The organism is Martinezella miluonensis (assembly GCF_900094545.1).
GTDB lineage: Bacteria > Pseudomonadota > Alphaproteobacteria > Rhizobiales > Rhizobiaceae > Rhizobium > Rhizobium miluonense.
In genome coordinates, this window is the sequence record NZ_FMAH01000038.1 from 1 (window position 1) to 18,014 (window position 18,014).

Sequence of the window (18,014 nt, forward strand, 5' to 3'; positions counted from 1 at the left end):
CCTGTTGACGAAGGGCATGGAGCATATCAAAGGTTTTCTGGCGCGATTGTCTATGCGCCATGCGAGCCCGACGGTGTTGTGCCGTGTTGCTGGCGATCGTGTCTTCCGACAAAATCGGTCTGACATGAGCATGACCGGAAAGGCTCATCTGCTCCTTGATCGCGGCTCGAAGGTTTTGAACCAGATGGAAGCGATCGGCCACCTGCCGGGCCTGGGGTGCGCCCTCCCGGGCGGCCCCTGGGCATAGAGGCCACATCGATCTCGGCTGACAACCTCGATAGATGGGCGTTCTTGCAACCATGCCTTTGCACTTTCCACGCTGCGGTCGTCCAGAATATCGATGACTGACCGGCGCTCAAGGTCGATTATAATGGTGCCGTAGTGCGAGGATTGCCGCCAACTCCAATCATCTATACCCACAACTCGAATATTGTCGTCTCGCCTGGGTTTGGGAGCATTGCGCTTCAACTGCCGCAAGATCGTGTCGTCGCTAATCGGCATTCCGAGCCGATTCATCAGGTTTTCTGCAGGGCGACCGCCCATCCTGTGCCCGACCAAGTCCACGATATCGGCCATCCGCACTGTACGATGTGCATAGGGTAAAGCAATTTTGGATAACTGATCTGTGAAAGTTCGCCGCGGGCATATCGGGTGTTTACACTGCCACCGGATCAGCGCGAGTTGGATTTTCACAGCCTGTCCCTGAACAGGCAAGTCCTGAAGGCAGCGTTTGTGCCAGCCATGTCGATGTCGGCTTTTCACGCCGCACTCCGGGCAGACACCGACGGGTTTCGCAGCGGCGGAAACAATCCAATTTTCTTCATCATGAAGGGTGACATCCAGAATTCTAACCCCTGGGCCGGGTGACCAATTCGATTTCGTTTGCATTTCCGCAGATAGCAACTGTGCGCTAACACCCTGTTAACCACAGACTTTGAGGGAGAACCCGGTTAAATGCAAAACGACATGATGAGTCAGTCTGTTGTTGAACCTGCGATGATCGTCAGCCGCCGTAGCGATGGAATGTATACGCTAAACAAGAAGACACCCCACCAATCGGCGCCGGCGTCAAAATAATCCGAAACCTCGGGCAGCCGCACGTTCGACCAGTCGAAGATCTCACTCGTCTGCAGAGGTGGCAGGATAAAGTCTCTAATCTCTTCGAATTCCGTCTGCACCTCACTCGGTCTGGCCCGGAGAGAGTAGGGAGTCCATGAGAACGCATAGGCGAACTGTCCCCCCGCTCCAACTTCGGGCAACCCGCCACCTCCCGACGTAATGTTTACATTGTCGAGAGTGTTCAGAATTGGATTGTGCAGTTCTGATCCGTCCGAGGTTCTATAGCGGCCTAACTTCAGCAGCTGACCGCCGTCCAGGTCGTACCAGTCGCCGAAGAATTCTTTGTCGGAGATGCATCTGCGCCCGAGCAGGCGCAGTTTCTCAATGTCAATTGTAGACGACGGTTGCAGCGCCTGCGGAATAGCTGAAAGGATTTCCTCATCCGTGCCATCCGCGTCCTCGAAGACCACGAAGTCGAGTACACCAAGCATCTTCCGAAAACACTCGAAGGCAGATGGTAGCTTGTCTGTCTGGTTCATTCGATTGCTTTACGATTCGGTTCGTCTGCCCAAAATGGAGAGCCCAAGGTTGCGGTGCGAACAATTTTTATGCTGATTATGAACTTGCAAGGAAACCAGATCTGAATGCCTACAACGGCATAGCTTGAAGGGCAATTCCACACGAACAGGGTGTATGGATGATTGCTGAGGCTAAGCTGGCCAAAATCGGGTGCCCACCCCGAGGGCTTCCCGGGTCTCCGCGGCCGTTCTCCAGCATCCCGCCAATCCGTGATTAAACGCCAAGCGACACTTTCCCACGCAACCCAACTATTCCAACACCAACCGAACATTGTCGGCCTCCTCCTCGCCGCCAGGACAGTGGATGTCAATGATCCAGAGGAGCCAATCAAACGCTGTCGGGCCCGTGCCGGCACGGGCGTCAGCAAGTTCCTGGCGAATATGATCTCGATTGCTGGGATGGCATCGTTGCAGACGGCGCTCGAGTTGCCTCACGGTCTCGGGATAACCCAGTCTTTGCTTCGATACATCCGAGTGAGACCACCTGATCGTGAAACCTTCATCAGGCGTTCCAAAGCCACCTCGCAGAATGTCGCTAAAGGCATCAAGATTTTTACCCCAGTAAGCGTCACGGATCAGCACTCGGCTGATCTCGTCATAAAATGACTCCAGCGATGTTATTCGAGAACCGCCGATCACGTATTCGGTCGTCAAATGAACTCTTTCATAATTGTTAGAAGAATTGCGGACCATTGCCCTTCGCCGCCATTGGATGTCCTGTGTTCGCTCGAGGTCCGCCCTACCGTGTTCTGATCACCGAGCGCGATGTTGTGGCCGGCCAGCCGCAGCTGCGTTAAAGGCCCTGAACATTAAACCCGCCGCGTTATTGTAATCGTGCTGATAATGGTGAAGGCGGACTCGCCGCCTTCACCGACGTTTACTGGCGCTTTTTGCGCCAAGGCGCATTCTTCTGCCAGTCACCGGCCATGATGCTCCCGAACGGGATCACCTCATCGACCACTTCGGCAAGACCGTAGTGGTCGATCTGCGCCCGCACGCTCGCAGCGTTCTTGTAGGCACTTGGCAGTTCCGACACATCCGCGAAACCGGAGAAGAACCGCGCGTCGAGACCGCTTGTTTCCTTCTCCAGAATAGCCGCGATGTTGTTCGGGCTGAGACCTCGCGAATCCGCGCCATATTCCGCAGACAACTGCCTCATATGCGCGCTGCGCGAAAAGTTTCGGCCGGCGCCATGCGGCGAAAAGCCGAGACCATGAGCGGCATTCGAACCGCGAACGATCAGGATCGGTTCCGCCATGTTGAGCGGAATGATGGTCAGATCGGTCGCATCGTCAGCCCAGTTGTCGAAGGCAGGCGTCGCACCCTTTCCGTGATAGAACAGCCCGTCCGACTTCCGGAAGACGAAGTTGTGTTCGTTCCAGAAGCGATCGGCGACCTTGGCCGAGAGCTTTTCCGCCGCCATGTCGTGAAGGACATAGTGGTTCTCCTTCGTCCACTGGCGGATCGTCTGCAGTGCCGACCAGTAGGCATCGCCTTCGTCGGTATCCGCCGGAATCCAGGCATTTTCCGTATGCGTTTCCGGCGAGATCTGCTCACGAAACCGGTTGGCGACCTTCATGCCCTTGTCGTAGAGGCGGGCACCCGGTGCTCGCGATCCATGATGGGTCACAAGCGCCGTTTCGCCGGTCGACTTCATCGTTCCGACATAGGCGAAATGATTGCCGTCGCCCTGGGTCGCGAAATGCTCGATACCAACGCTCAGTGCACCGTCGCGCAGATAAGGGTTCTGCTCGAAAGCCAAAAGCGTCGCCTCGGAAGGCTTGATCTGCGCGCCGCGCGGACGACCTCCGGGACCGAAATGCGTCACGGCATGCACGGCATCCAACAGCGACTTCGGATCCACATCCGGAAAGATCGAGATCGCCATCGAGCAGCAGATATCGGCCGAATGCATGCCGGGATGGATTGCTTCGGATGCGACCACGCCGCCGACCGGGATCGTCCCGACCGGGCCGGCCGGGCATGCGTCGGGCATGATCGCAGCCGCCCGAACGACGGGCGTGCGCACCAGCGCGCGCATCGTCGCATTGACCTTTTCCAGATTGTCCTGCTCAAAGGCGTTCTCGGCACGGATGTTGGAATAGATCTCGATGTCGTTATCGGCCTTCAAGGCAAGCGTTGGCCCTGGCGCAAATGCCTTTGCCGCTTCCAGGGCATCCGTCACCGAACCCCCCTTGCTCAAAACCGCATTGGCCGCATCGAGAGCCGGGCGGAACCACTTCCCCTGGCTCATGCCGGCATCGATCAAATCCTGTCCGCTCATTACCGTTGTCATTGTCTTTTCTGCGTCTGCAGTCCTTCTTGTTCCGTTGCTTTTCTTCACACCGCCTGGGCGACAAGCGTTGCCGGAGATCTATCTCACCGCACGCATTCCATGGTCATGGCGCTATGCGGCCCCTGTAGTCACCGGCGGCATTCGCCCAGGCTCGTCTTCATCATCCCGGCGACGAGATGTGGCAGGACAATTTACTGAGCTACGGGCTCCTTTCGGAACACGGGATGAATTGAACATCCGACCTGCCCGCCGAAATCCGGCGGGCCGCTCTATCCCTGTAGTCCTGCCGGCATTCGCCGGGCATCTCCTTCATTGCAGCCCCGACGACGAAAGTGGCAGGACAGTATTATCTGAGCTACGCATTCCCTGAGGAACACGGGATGACTTGAACATCCGACCTGCCTGCCGAAAATCCGGCAAGCCGCTCTACCTGTAGTCCTGCCGGCATTTGCCGGGATAGTTCGTTCCCACCTGGTAGGAACTTGCAGCGGCGACGAGGATGGACGAAACCGGATGGCCCCGCTCGTGCCAGAGAGCGTATGCCCAGGAGGAGTCGAACCTGCCAGACCATCCAACTTTGGCGGCTGTAGTTCCGTCCGGCATTCGCCGCTGCTTTTGGCTATGGCGACAAGTGTTTAAGAAACTTCCCGCTACCAAGGGGGATGTTCAATCCCTTGCAGGGTTCGAACCTACCGCGGCCATGTAGTTCCTTTTGCATTCGCCATGTCATTCCATTCGTCCGTGACGACGAGGTGTGGTGAAACGTCCTGCTCTATCCGCTGAGCTACGGGTCCATGAACTGGAGGACCCGACGGGATTCGAACCCGCGATCTGGAGGGTAATAGCCTGTAGTTTCATCCGGCATTCGTCACGGCCCCCGCACCGTTCACGGCGGCGCGGGAGGTATTGCTTCTTGTGAGCTCGTCAGAGCTCGATCGCCTCGATGGCTTTCACCCAGCCATTCGAGCCGTTGGTGTCGGCTGCGAAAGCCGCGATCACTCCATAGACGGCGTCCGAGAACCCGCCGATGTTGAGCACGTCTTCTCGCGTCGTCGCCTGTGTGGTGGCGTGGGGCTGGATATCGAGGCAAACCAGCTTTGCAGCCGGGTTATTCCCCTTGATCCTTGCCCATTCCGTCATCACAGCGGTTGGCTGGCCATCTTTGCGTGCGTCCACCCAGGATTCGTTGTCCGAAATGAACACCACGAGATCAACCTTCGCCTTCTCGTTTGCGAGCCTCTTCAACGGTGCGGAGCAATTCGTTCCGCCGCCGCCGATTTTCGCCAGCTTGTCGGCATTGGTCATCACCGAATCCCGCTTGTTGAGGCTGACGTGCACGACGTCATTCTCGAACGGCAGGACCCGTGCCTTCGGGTTGCGCTGCAGGAATGCCGCGGTCATGAGACCGGCAACATCGATGCAACGGACCGAGGACGTCGCGCCCTTCCGGTGACCGGTTACGGGCGAGCCCATGGAACCCGATACGTCGGGGCAAAGCACCACATTGCCCGTCAGCGACGGCACGTTGGCAATGGCGATATCCATCGCATCCTGCAGCGCATCCCGCACGACATCCGGAACCTGGCCGTCGACCATCTTCCACGCCATCATCAGCTGATAGGGGAAGACCTTCGCCTTGCGGATTTCCTCCGGATCGGCAAGCCGCGCCGCCAATGCCTCGGCAAAACCCCTGACCTCGAACACGCCGTTGCGTGCAAAGGTGTTGAGGTTCTGTCGCGCCATCTGCCAGCCGCCCTTGCGGGCGATCTCGACCCAATGCTCCCGCGTCAGCGGCAGCGAGGTCAGCATCTGGAACGGCACGTCCGGCACCGGGCAGGTCTGGTCGCGTCGAAACGCTTCCAGTGACTTGACGAGTTCCGGCAGCGCCGCGTAGTTGTACGGCTTGCCGATAGCCCAGGCATAAAGCGCCTTGCGCTCTTCCGTTGCCGGCTTCGGATGCACCATGCGGATGACATCGGCAAGCGAAGGGTCGTTTCCGACCATTGCACGCAGGATCTGCTCGGTGCTGGCTCGTTCGAGCCACGCCTGCACGACCTTCTTCGGGCGCGTGCCGAGTGACTTACGACCCGTAGCGCCAGAACGCATGACCTGTACGAAGCCGCGCAGCATCTTGCCGCTCTTCACCACCCGAGGAAATGCCCGGGCGAAGGCATCGCTCTGAAGGCTGGAAAGCATGGCGAGCAGCGTCACCGGCATGTCCTTCATGTGACCCTGTTCAGCTGCGTAGACAGCCACCCTGGCGAGGAACTCCGGCTCGACCTGAAGGGCAAGTGCCTTTACCGCGTCAAGCTGCTCGGCTCCGCCAGCATAGAAGGTGCCGTTGAACGTGCCGGTGACGGCGTATTGCGCCAGCGCCTCGCGCGGCGTCAGCTGGTAGGCCGGGGCCGCTTCGTGATTTTTGGTGTCCGTTCCCGGAAGCAGGTTTCCGAGGTAGGTTTTGAAGATTGACTTGTTGACCATGACAGCACCTCTTGTTTGGTTCGTGCCAGATACATTTCAAGACGCGTGCCAGTTTGGAGAAGGAGCCGAGAGATGCGCGAAATTTTTAGTCATCTATCTGTTTTTTAAAGGAGAAATTTCTCTATCTTCTCGGAAGCGATCATGGTTTGCAAAATTCGCATTCCGATTATATTATCGCAGATTATACTTCTTTATAATTTTGGATAAGTCGTGAAGCGCCGAGTCGCCATCAGCATATTGGGAACCACCCTGGATGCGGGGAAATGGGAAAACCGCTGGAGCCGCTGGCGGCCCAATGTCGCGCTCTGCCAGCAGCCTGGCCTGTTTATCGACCGGCTGGAGCTGATCCACGACAATCGCTCGCAAGCACTTTGTCAGCGGATCGTCGGCGATATCGGAACGGTGGCGCCGGCGACGGAAGTGCGGAGCAACGTCATCAACTTTCGGGACCCCTGGGATTTTTCAGAGGTCTACACGAGCCTCAGGGATTTCGCCCGCGGCTACAGCTTCGACCCCGACACGGAAGACTATCTCGTCAACATCACGACCGGCACCCATGTGGCGCAGATCTGCTGGTTCTTGTTGACCGAAGCCCGCATCATTCCTGGTCAGTTGCTGCAACTCTCGCCGCCTCGCGATCGGGAGCCAGAACAGGACTTCGCCGGCACACATCGGATCATCGACCTCGACCTCTCGCGCTATGACGAGATCGCCAAGCGCTTCGCGTCCGAGCGCGAAGACGCCGCCTCCTTCCTGAAGTCGGGAATATCGACCCGCAACGCCGCATTCAACAGGATGATCGACGAGATCGAGAGAGTGGTGATCCGCTCGACAGCTCCCGTCCTCTTGACGGGGCCAACCGGCGCCGGCAAGTCGCAACTCGCCCGACGCATCTATGAGCTGAAGAAGAGCCAGCGCAAGATCAGCGGCCCTTTCATCGAGGTCAATTGCGCGACCCTGCGCGGCGACCAGGCCATGTCCACCCTGTTCGGTCATGTAAAGGGCGCGTTCACCGGTGCTGCAGGCGAGCGGGCCGGCTTGCTCAAATCCGCTGACAAGGGCGTGCTGTTCCTCGATGAGATTGGCGAACTCGGCCGCGACGAACAAGCCATGTGCCTTCGCGCGATCGAGGAAAAGAGGTTCCTGCCGGTGGGTGCCGACCGGGAGACATCTGCGGACTTTCAACTGCTTGCCGGCACCAATCGCGACCTCGGCGAGGATGTCCGCAAGGGAAGATTCCGCGAGGATCTCTATGCCCGGCTCAATCTCTGGACTTTCCAACTGCCAGCCCTGCGCGAGCGCAAGGAGGACATAGAACCTAATCTCGACTTCGAGCTCAGGCGCTATCTGGAACGTGAAGGTGAAAACATTACCTTCAACAAGGAAGCGCGCGGTCGCTATCTTGCGTTCGCGACCGGTCCACAAGCCGTCTGGAGCGCCAACTTTCGCGACCTATCTGCCTCGGTGACGCGTATGGCGACGCTCGCCCCGCATGGGCGCATCACGACTGATGTTGTTGACGATGAAGTCCGACGGCTGAATACGTTTTGGCGAAGTGCGTCTGACCGCGGTGGAGCGGATTTGATCATCGAGGAAGTGTTAGGCGCAGAAGCTGCGGCTCGCCTCGATCACTTCGACGCGATGCAGCTTGCGACTGTTCTCCATACCTGCCGCGAGCATGCGACGGCGAGCTCTGCCGGCAGAGCCCTGTTTGCAGTCTCGCGATTGGAGAAAAGGAGCAGCAATGATGCAGATCGTCTAACGAAGTATCTCGCTCGCTTCGGTCTCAGATTTGAGGATATCACTAACGGTGGCAATGGGAGGGTCGGCCGCGCTTCTCTCCAAAACACCGAAAGACGAGTTTCGTAGGTCAGCCTAGTCTAAAACGTAATATTCTCGATGGCTTAGTAGGTTCCTGGGCGTTTGAAACACCGGGTCGTCGGTTCAAACCCCTTCAAGAGCATCGACTGTGAGACCCAACCCGCTATCCAATCGCGATAGCCCAAAGCCCCCTGTTCAAGGGTGATCAAGTTATCCAAACCTATTGAATGGATAGGGCAGGCCGTAGCGTTCGCGCATCGTTTTTTCCTCGTAAGCTGTTCTGTAGACACCACGGTCCTGCAGGATAGGAATGACGTTGGTGACGAATTCCTCGATATCGTCGGGTGCGCGTGGCGGCTGCAATGTATAGCCATCTACCGTGCCGTCGGCCCAGAGATCTATGATCGCGTCGGCAACCTCTTCCGGTGTACCGAGTACGAGGCGGTGGTGGCCTTCGGAACGCCGTACTGCCTGGCGTGCGGTGAGTTGCTCGTGAGACAGAAGGTCCGATAGACCGAGCCCCATGCCGACGGCCTGGATACGGTTTGGATCGGGGATAAAACGTTCCGGATCGAGAACGGCATCCGGATCGAAACCATCGGGATTGATGCCGTTATCCTTGATGAAGCGGGCAATCAGCCCATCCTCGGACCCGGTACCGCTAAAGAGTTCATGCTTGCGCAGGGCTTCCTCGCGGTTCTTTCCCAGAATGGCCACCAGACCAGGGACAATCCGGATTGCGGAAGGGTCGCGGCCTAAAGCGATGGCCCGATCCCTCACCTTTCTGCCAAAGGCCTGGCCAGCCGGTCGGGAGAGAATATTGCAGTAGATAATCTCGCCATGGCGGGCTGCGAGATCGATGCCGCCCTCGGAGGTGCCCGCTTGAGCGATCACCGGATGTCCCTGCGGCCCGACGGGTACGTTCAGCGGACCTTGCACGGTAAAATAATCGCCGGAATGATCGATCGCCTGCGCGCTTGCCGCATCCCAAAAGCGATTTTCGGGGATATCGCCTTCGCGTGCCGGATCCCAGCTCGACCACAGCCGCTTGGCGACATCGAGGAATTCGGACGCCTTTGCATAGCGTTCGCTGCGCGGCGGCAAGGGTTCGGCGCCGAAATTTGCGGCGACATTCGGATTGAAGGAGGACACGATGTTGATGATCATGCGCCCACCCGAAATGATATCAGCGGACTGTGTGCGTCTGGCAAGATTATAGGGCGAATTGTAGGTGGATGACATAGTGGCGACAAAGCCGATATCAGGCACTTGCGCCGCCAGCACGGTGCACAGGATCAGCGGGTCGATCGTATGGAAGGGGCGTCCGTTCGGATCGGTCATCAAGGCGGGGTGGTCGGAGAAGAAGACGGCATCGAATAGCCCTTTATGTGCAAGCTCCGTCAGTCTGCGGTAGTAGTCGGGATTGTTGATGTCGTGGCGGTCGCCGGTGCGGTAGCGCCAGGCATTGGCAAGATAACCTGTCGTGTTGATGCCGACATTGAGATGGAGCTGACGTTTGGTGGCGGTCATGCGGATGCGCCTTTTGTTCTGTGAGGGCGATGCACGCTAGTTTGCGCAATCAATTCCCCATAGAATTTATAGACTAATATTGAGCGGCTCCGGAAAAATTGTTTCTATCGATCGCAAGCCGAGTGGGAGCTTGCATCATTCTGCGCTGCAAATGGGCGATTTTCCGGCTGCGGGAAGGATTGCTTTCGCAGCGCGCTAGAAAAACTCACTTTGGATCTCTCGGTTTCGTAACGATCATTTTCGCGATGGGTCATCTGGCCTTTAACGCCAATTTCGGAGCGCGCAAATGTCGATCAATCGCCGTCACTTCAACCAATTGCTGCTCTTAGGTGGCGCAGGTCTTGCCTGGGGAGGCATTCCGTCAGGGGCAAGCGCCGTGGAAACGCCGGTGAGCGGCGGCACCCTGAACTGGGCCTATTACCCCGATCCGACGGCGCTGATCGCGATCAACACCTCCTCCGGCACAGGACAGGCGATCGGACCGAAGATCAACGAGGGATTGCTCGATTTCGATTACGATCTCAATCCGAAGCCACTTCTGGCGACGTCATGGTCGGCAAGCGACGATGGTCTGCGCTACACCTTCGCGCTTCGCAAGGGCGTTAAGTGGCACGATGGCAAGGACTTCACCTCCGAGGATGTCAAGTTCACCATCTTTCGCCTGAAGGAAGCACATCCGCGCGGGCGCATCACCTTTCAGAATGTGACGTCGGTCGAAACGCCCGATCCGCTGACGGCCGTTATCGTTCTGTTCAAGCCTGCCCCCTATCTGATCTCCGCGCTCGGCAGTTCGGAATCGCCGATCGTTCCGAAGCATGTCTACGAGACCTTCAAGCCGACCGAGCAGCCAACCCTTGCCCAGACGATCGGCACCGGTCCCTTCATCCTCAAGGAATGGGTACCCGGCAGCCATCTGATCTTCGACCGTAACCCGAATTATTGGGACGCGCCGAAACCCTATCTCGACCGCGTCGTCCTACGCGTCATCCTCGATCCAGCGGCAAGGGCTGCAGCACTTGAGACGGGAGAGATCGATATCGGCGCCAACCCCGTCCCGCTATCGGATATCGAGCGGCTGAAGGCCAATGCCAACCTCGTTGTCGATACTACGACCTACGCCTATTCCGGCCCGCAGCAGCAGCTGTTCTTCAATTATGAGAACGAGATTCTCACGAAGAAGGATGTGCGGCTGGCGATTGCGCATGCGATCGATCTGCAAAAACTGGTGGACATTGCCCTGTTCGGCTATGCGAAGGTTTCTCCAAGCCCGATCAGCACAGCCTTGCCGAAATGGTATGATCCGAGCATCAAGGCGCGTGAACACGATCCCAAACTTGCCAACAAGCTGCTTGACGATGCCGGCTATCCGCGCGGTGCCAACGGCACGCGATTCAAGCTGCGGCTTGCCTATAATTCCTTTCTCCAGCCCTCCTATGCCGACTTCATCAAGCAATCGCTTGCCGCTGTCGGCATCGATGCCGAGATCCTCAAGCTCGATCTCGCCACCTTCCTGAAGACAGTCTATACGGATCGCGCTTGGGATCTGGTGATCGAATCCTTGTCCAACACCTTCGATCCGACCCTTGGCGTACAGCGCGCCTATTGGTCGAAGAACTTCAAGATCGGCCTGGTCTTCTCCAATGCCAGCCACTATTCAAACCCGGAGGTCGACGCGGTCCTTGAAGCAGCCGCTACCGAGCCGGATGAGGCCAAGCGCCGGCAGCTCTGGTACAAGTTCCAGCATATTATCCACAACGACGTCGTCTCCGTCGATCTGGTGGCGGCAGGCGCGCAGATCGTTGCCAACAAGCGGGTGAGGAATTTCGCGCCCGGGGCACAGGGCATCAACAACAGTTTCGGCCAGATATGGCTGAGCCCAAGCGCCTGAACAGGCTAGGCAGGGCTCTGCTTGTGAACGGGAGCCGGCTTACCCAAGCCGGCTCAAGGCGCTCCGCGCTGCGATCGTGCGGATCATATGACTTTGCGGCGCATGCGAGCGGGCGGTAATCGCATCGCGATGATGGCGTTCGAGCTGGAAGTCGCGATTGAGACCGGGATTGCCGGCAAGTTCCAGCGCCAGGCTGGTGACCGCGACGGCATTGTCGATGACGACGTGGCGGACATGCATGCCATCCATTCCCACCGGCCTGCCGGCATCGACATCCTCTCCGAGCGAACGCAGCAATCGCGCGTTCGTCGCAAGTAGGACCTCGATTTCACCGAGGCCGTCCAGGACGCGCGGCACCGTCGCGATTGGTGCGCCAAGGCTGGCAGGGCTATGCTTGCTCGCAAAGCCAAGAACGCGGTCCCGCGCGGCTCTGGCAACGCCATGATAAACCGCACCGAGCAGGCCAAAGAAGAAGGCGGCAGCATGCTCGTCGCGGCGGATCGGTTCGCTGGCGGGTTGCGCCTCGATGAGATTATCGAGCGGTACCGATACGTCTTCGAGAATGATATCGTCGCTCGCCGTGGCATGCATGCCGGCCGCATTCCAGCTCTTCTCGATCCGAAAGCCGGCGGCATCGGTCGGCACCAGAAACGAGGCAAGACGCGGTTCCTCCTCGTCCGTGACAGCAAGAAGCGATACCCATTTCAGCACGGGGATGCCTGTGACGTAGCTCTTATGGCCGGAAATGCGCCAGCGATCGCCGTCACGGCGCGCGACCGTTTCGGGGAGGGCGCCATGGGCTGGCGAACCGATGCGCGGTTCGGCCTGCGCGTTGTTGATCAGCGCCACTCCCTGCCCGTTTGCCAGAAGCACCCGCTCGGCCAGATGCTGTGGCCATTTGCCGAAGCGGCGAATGGCAAAATGCGACGTGTAGTGCATGGCGAGCACCAGCGCGGTCGAGGGCTCACCACGGGCGATCTCGCTGATGACGGCTTGCGCCGAGGTTAGGCCCTCACCGTGACCGCCATGATCCCGGCTGCTGACGAGGCCGAGCAGGCCGGCATCGAAAAGCCGGTCGAAATTTTCGAAAGGAAAGGCGCCCGTCGCATCGTGATGCGCGGCTGTCCTAGAAAAATCCTCGGCAAGGTTTTTCGCCTTGCCGATCAGATCAGTGGTTTCTGTCATCTCGTTACAACGTCACTCAGGCGACGGCGCGTTCGGCAAAGCCCTCGATATGGCGCCGGTCCACCCATTCGCCAATATCGAAATCGCCGGCCAGGAAGCCGAAGTCGCGCAGGAAATTCTTGTAGTGTTCGACGGCGCCGACGAGTTCCGGTTCCAATCCCAGGCCAAGATGGCGATGAATTTCCGGCCCATTGGCGGCAAGAACCTGCTCCTCCGTCGCCCCGGATTCACGCGCCACGAAGCGGCGGGTTTCTTCCGGATGCGCCTCCGCCCAGGCGCTCGCCTTGAAGATCGCTTCGATCAGTTTCCGCACGAGATCGGGCCGCTCGTCGGCCAATAGATCATCGACGGTCAGCACGCGCGGCGAGCCGGAATTGATGCGGATTTTCGGATCGGGATGAAAACCGAATTCGGCAACCTGCACCGCGCCGATGAGATTGGCGACGTTGATGCCGGCGGTTCCCTTGACGTAGATCGCGTCCACCTCGCCGCGCAGGAGAGCAGCGATCTCCTCGCCATAGGCCTGCCGACGTTTGAGGCCGAAGAGGGATGGTCCTTCCTGGCTTGCGAGCACGGAATCGGCAAGCGCGATTTCGACGATCTCGACATCGTTGATGGATAAGCCTTCAAGCGACAGGGCCGAGATCAATCCCTTGAGCGCGGTGGCACGCATGAAATCGACAATCCCTTCGGGGCGGCGGGCGATGCCGAAGCGTCGGCCCTTAATATCCCTGGTCGTCTTGATGCCGGTTCCCGGCAGCGTGATGATTGCCTGAAACTCATCCGTCCAGGTAATGCCGACAAGGCGCGTGCGGCGGCCTTCGGAGCGGGCGCGAATGGGCGGCACGTTGCCACCATGGCGGAAGGACCAGTCGAGCGTGTGGTTGAAATGGCTCTGCCGGATATTGCGATCCGGAGAGTCGATAATGGATTTCAGGGTGACGCCTTCGCTGCGAAAGCCGTCTTCTAGATAGCCGAGCTGCGCTGCAAGTCCCACAGGGGTCGGAACGGGGCAGCGCGTGTACCAGATTTCGGAAATGGCATTGCTGGTCATGATCGTTCCTTTCAGTGGCGCAGGCCGGCCTGTTTCATCAGCGGTAGGACATTGCTGCCGAAGAATTCGAGATCGTCGCGGAAGTCGAAGAAGCTGAGCTGCAAGCCGTCGATGCCGGCTGCCTTCAACTTGACGAACTGGTCGACCACCTGCTCCGGCGAGCCGATGACGCGGATATTGCCACCGATGAAGCGATAGGGATCCTGCGGATCGCGGCCCTTCCAGGCCTGCGCGTCGGAATTCAGCGACTGGAAGCCCTTTGGGGATCGCTGATCGGCGTGAGCTACGATGCGGTCAGCCAGCTCCCAAGCCTCTTTCTCGGTCGGCCGGCAAATCACCATTGGATTGAGCAGGGTGCGCACGGTGCGTCCGACATCTTTGGCGGCATCCTTCACCCTTTTCGTGTGGGCCGGCAGGGAGGCAAGGGCACTGTCGATATCGGCACCCGTCGGGCTGGTGATGAAGACGATATCGGAATAGCGGCCGGCAAAGGCGATGCCGGCATCCGAGCCGGTGGCGTTCACCAGGATCGGCCGGCCGAAATTCGGTTTCGGTGTGACGAAGCCGCCACCGAGCTTCCAGCTGCTCTCACCCTCGAAAGAGTAATTCTCGTCGTCGCTCCAAAGCCGCTGCACGACCTCGAGAAATTCCGCCGCAAGCTCATAGCGCCTGTCATGTTCGATGCGCTGCCAGCCGAACATTTCGTGCTCGACGGCCCTGTGCCCGGTAACGACGTTGATGCCCCACCGGCCGCCGGTGATGTGATCGAGCGTAGCGCCGAACTTGGCAAGGTGCAGCGGATGCCATGGCCCGTAAAGAACATGCATGGTGGAGATGAGCATGATCTTCTTCGTGAGGCCGGCAAGTGCTGCGGTCGAGACAAAGCTGTCGAGTGCGTGCCCGTCGAAGACGCCGCCATAGCCGCCTTTGGGAAGCCATTGCGACAGGGCGAACACCAGATCGAAACCCAGTTCCTCCGCGCGCAGCGTCAGCGCCTTGTTGTAATCGAAGCGCCAGTCGGTCGAACGTTCGAGCGTGGATTGGGTCCAGCCGCCGGCCTGGATCGGCAGGAACAGGCCGAGCAGAACCGGCTGCTTCAAAGCCTGGGATAGCGGGCTGTCCGGAAAATCGGTCGGCGCGGCGAATTTCGGCAGGCCGACGATGGAGCCGGGAAGGTGCTGGATGGACATGGCGGTTCCTTGCTTTCTATGCCTCAGGCGGCTGCGACATAGGCGTAGGCAAGGCTGCCGGCGATGCCTTCGCCGCCGAGCGTGTGGTCGGCAATACGCTTGTTGTAGATGGTCAGTTCCGGCTGGCTAACGATGTCGAGCGCCGGTAGATCCTCGACGAGAATCTCCTGGATCTGACGCCATTGTTCGACCCGCTTTTTTGGATCGACCTCTATGGCGGCGGCTTCAAGCAGAGCATCGACCTTCGGATTGCTATAAGCCGAGCCATTGGAGAAGGGTACACCCGGCTTGAAGTTCTTGCTCCAGTAAAGGCGCTGCACGCCGACCGTCGGATCAAAGAGATTGCTCATTCCCTCATAGGCGAAATCGAAATCTCGATCGGTGTAGATGCGCTTGGTATAGGTGGCGAAATCCTGGCTGCGCACCGTCACCTCGACACCGACCTTGGCAAGCGCCTGGCGAATATATTCCGATCCTCGAACATAGGGCTCGCCGCTCGGCACATAATCGAGATTGAGGCGGAAGCGTATGCCATCCGAGCCACGCGGATGGCCAGCTTCATCCAGCAGCTTTTCAGCTGCGGCAAGGTCGATTGGATAAGTCTTCAGATCGGCCACGTACCATTTTGTCAGGTTGGGATTGATCGGCCCGGGGATCGGTTCGCCATAGCCATAATTGATCGTATTGCGGATCACCTTGCGGTCGATGACATGTGCGAAGGCTCGCCGCACGCGAACATCCTTGAAGATCGGTTTCTCAAGATTGAATTCAATGCGGCTGACGCCATTTGCGTATTGATAGCCGCGCGTTTCGAAAGCGATGCTGTCGGCGCTCTTGAGGCGATCGAGATCGCTCAAGGGAACGGGGGTCGAGGGCGCCAGGTCGATCTCGCCGGTTTCGATCGCGATGGAGCGAGCGGCGGCATCCGGTATGAAGCGGACGATCAATTGATCGAGATAGGGACGCGGCTGGTCCCAGTAATCGGGATTGCACTCATAGACGATATGGCTGCCGCGCACCCATTCCTTGAACTTAAACGGCCCGGTGCCGACCGGCGCCAGGTTAACCGGATTTTCCGCGATCTTCGTGCCTTCATAGAGATGGCGGGGCACGATCGGGGACTCCGAGGCGGCAAGCGCGGTGATCAGGTAGGGCGCGGGTTTTGAGAGTGCGAGGATTGCCGTCAGCGGATCGGGCGTTTCGATGTCAACGAGGTTGAGAAATGTGTTGCGCCCGCGCGGATGAACCTCCTTGAGGGTCCTGATCGAAAAGGCGACATCGTCGGCCGTAAACGGCTGGCCGTCGTGCCATTTAACGCCTTCGCGCAGCTTGAAAGTGTAGCGCAGGCCGTCGTCGCTGACCGTCCATTGTCTGGCGAGCAGCGGCTGCGGGTTGAGATCGAAATCGTAGGTCAGCAGGCCCTCGGTGACTTTCGGCGAGACATAGACCGAGTTGTAGGCCGTGTGAGCGATCGTCGTCAGAACCGGCGGTTCGGCGGCAAGCAGGAGCGTGGCCGAGCCGCCACGGGAGGGGGCCGCGTATGCGGTGGTTCCGGTGATGACCGTTGCGCCGAGCGCTGCCGAGGAGAGCAGGAAACTGCGACGGGTGATAGCCGGAAGTTTGATCATTTAGGGTTGCCTCGCATGTCGGTGGCCGTGCTGCGACTTGTCAGCTGCGGCTGGATTTATCTTCTCGGGGAGCGCTTTCTTGTGGGTTTTGTTTGTTCCGACAATTCGATCTATTGGGAAAAATAACCACGAAATATCGTTATTCAGCGATGAGATTCCAAATAGATCGGCGCTTTCAAGAAATTCTGGAAATATCTACCAATACTGATTTGACAAAACCTACAGATTTAGTCAACTACTATTACGATGCAGCGATTGGAAAATCGGTAACGCTGCCGAGGAGCTTCAATGTCGGCTTACATGCGGATTGGGCGAACATTGCGCCGGACGGCCATTCAGGCGGTGCCGACCGTGCTCGGTATCGTCATTCTGAATTTTTTCCTGCTGAAATTGGCGCCAGGCGATGCGGCCGATGTCATGGCGGCCGAAGCCGGCTCGGCGACGGTCGAGACGATGGCAGCCCTGCGCGAACGCTTCGGCTTGGACAATCCGATCCTTGTGCAGCTGGCGAACTACCTCAACAATCTCGCACATTTCAGTCTCGGCTTCTCGCCGCGTTACGGCATGCCGGTCGCGGATCTGATCGGCCAGCGCTTACCTGGAACGCTTACCCTGATGTTGGCGGCGCTCATCTTTGCGATCGTGATCGGTCTGACGCTCGGATCGCTGATGGCAAGCTTTGCCGGACGGCTGCCGGACCGGCTGATCTCGATCATCTCGCTGCTCTTCTATTCGATCCCCGGATTCTGGATCGGCCTGATGCTGATCCTATTGTTCTCCGTCAAGCTTGGCTGGCTCCCGAGCGGCGGCGACAGCACCATCGGTTCGCGGCTCACCGGTCTGCCGGCGCTGCTCGACCGCGTGCGCTACATGGTGCTGCCGGCCATATCGCTCGCCCTCTTCTATCTCGCCATCTATGCGCGATTGACGCGGGCCGCCATGCTGGAGGTCAAGTCGCAGGATTTCGTGCGCACCGCGCGGGCGAAAGGCGTCTCGCCCTTCATCCTGACAACGCGCCATGTGCTGCGCAACGCGCTGATCCCGATCACGACAATGGCCGGCATGCATTTCGGCGGCATGCTTGGCGGTGCGGTCGTCGTCGAAACCGTCTATAGCTGGCCCGGCCTCGGGCGACTGGCTTTCGAGGCGGTCATGGCCCGCGATTTCAGCGTGCTCCTCGGCATCCTGCTTCTCTCATCACTTCTCGTCATCGTCGCCAACGCTGCAGTTGACCTCCTGCAAGCCTGGCTCGACCCCAGGATCGGAGCAAGCCGATGAAAGCGCAGGAGCTGAAGGTCTATACG

At 58.8% G+C, this 18,014-nt stretch carries 12 protein-coding genes and 1 pseudogene; 3 read left to right on the forward strand and 10 right to left on the reverse strand.

The features are described 5' to 3' along the window. The 5 genes and pseudogenes from GA0061102_RS24670 to GA0061102_RS24690 all read right to left on the reverse strand — a co-directional run. A pseudogene (locus GA0061102_RS24670) lies at positions 1-888 on the reverse strand (ISL3 family transposase); the annotation flags it as partial. Between the two features lie 86 nt (positions 889-974). Continuing rightward, entirely contained in the window at positions 975-1,598 is a 624-nt protein-coding gene (locus GA0061102_RS24675; RefSeq protein WP_092854096.1) for a hypothetical protein, read from the reverse strand. Positions 1,599-1,886: 288 nt separating this feature from the next. Next, complete coding sequence (locus GA0061102_RS24680) at positions 1,887-2,330, reverse strand: barstar family protein (protein ID WP_245298124.1); 444 nt, start codon at positions 2,328-2,330, stop codon at positions 1,887-1,889. A gap of 184 nt (positions 2,331-2,514) precedes the next feature. Beyond that, complete coding sequence (locus tag GA0061102_RS24685) at positions 2,515-3,921, reverse strand: RtcB family protein (protein ID WP_092854100.1); 1,407 nt, start codon at positions 3,919-3,921, stop codon at positions 2,515-2,517. Between the two features lie 936 nt (positions 3,922-4,857). Then, positions 4,858-6,414, reverse strand: coding sequence for an RNA-binding protein (locus tag GA0061102_RS24690; RefSeq protein ID WP_092854102.1), 1,557 nt, complete (start codon positions 6,412-6,414; stop codon positions 4,858-4,860). 210 nt (positions 6,415-6,624) lie between these two features. On the opposite strand from GA0061102_RS24690, the gene rtcR reads away from it, so the two are divergent. Further along, positions 6,625-8,283: an RNA repair transcriptional activator RtcR gene (gene rtcR, locus GA0061102_RS24695; protein ID WP_092854104.1), complete on the forward strand. Its 1,659-nt coding sequence runs from the start codon at positions 6,625-6,627 to the stop codon at positions 8,281-8,283. A gap of 162 nt (positions 8,284-8,445) precedes the next feature. On the opposite strand, the gene GA0061102_RS24700 is transcribed toward rtcR, so the two are convergent. Beyond that, complete coding sequence (locus GA0061102_RS24700) at positions 8,446-9,765, reverse strand: NtaA/DmoA family FMN-dependent monooxygenase (protein WP_092854106.1); 1,320 nt, start codon at positions 9,763-9,765, stop codon at positions 8,446-8,448. A 286-nt stretch (positions 9,766-10,051) separates the two neighbouring features. Here GA0061102_RS24700 and GA0061102_RS24705 point away from each other — a divergent pair, with 286 nt between their 5' ends. Beyond that, positions 10,052-11,653 (forward strand): ABC transporter substrate-binding protein, encoded by a 1,602-nt coding sequence (locus GA0061102_RS24705; RefSeq protein WP_092854108.1) that lies wholly within the window; start codon positions 10,052-10,054, stop codon positions 11,651-11,653. Between the two features lie 39 nt (positions 11,654-11,692). Here the strand turns inward: GA0061102_RS24705 and GA0061102_RS24710 are convergent, their stop codons facing one another. From GA0061102_RS24710 to GA0061102_RS24725, 4 genes are read right to left on the reverse strand one after another with little or no spacing between them, the layout of a single operon-like run. Continuing rightward, positions 11,693-12,838 (reverse strand): acyl-CoA dehydrogenase family protein, encoded by a 1,146-nt coding sequence (locus GA0061102_RS24710; RefSeq protein WP_092854110.1) that lies wholly within the window; start codon positions 12,836-12,838, stop codon positions 11,693-11,695. 16 nt (positions 12,839-12,854) lie between these two features. Next, positions 12,855-13,892, reverse strand: coding sequence for an ABC transporter substrate-binding protein (locus tag GA0061102_RS24715; protein WP_092854112.1), 1,038 nt, complete (start codon positions 13,890-13,892; stop codon positions 12,855-12,857). Between the two features lie 11 nt (positions 13,893-13,903). Continuing rightward, positions 13,904-15,082: an LLM class flavin-dependent oxidoreductase gene (locus GA0061102_RS24720; protein WP_092854114.1), complete on the reverse strand. Its 1,179-nt coding sequence runs from the start codon at positions 15,080-15,082 to the stop codon at positions 13,904-13,906. 23 nt (positions 15,083-15,105) lie between these two features. Further along, a complete protein-coding gene (locus tag GA0061102_RS24725) occupies positions 15,106-16,710 on the reverse strand; it encodes an ABC transporter substrate-binding protein (protein WP_092854116.1) in 1,605 nt (534 codons plus the stop codon). A gap of 288 nt (positions 16,711-16,998) precedes the next feature. On the opposite strand from GA0061102_RS24725, the gene GA0061102_RS24730 reads away from it, so the two are divergent. Next, on the forward strand, positions 16,999-17,988 hold the full coding sequence (locus tag GA0061102_RS24730; RefSeq protein WP_092854118.1) for an ABC transporter permease: 990 nt from the start codon (positions 16,999-17,001) through the stop codon (positions 17,986-17,988). Positions 17,989-18,014: the final 26 nt, after the last annotated feature.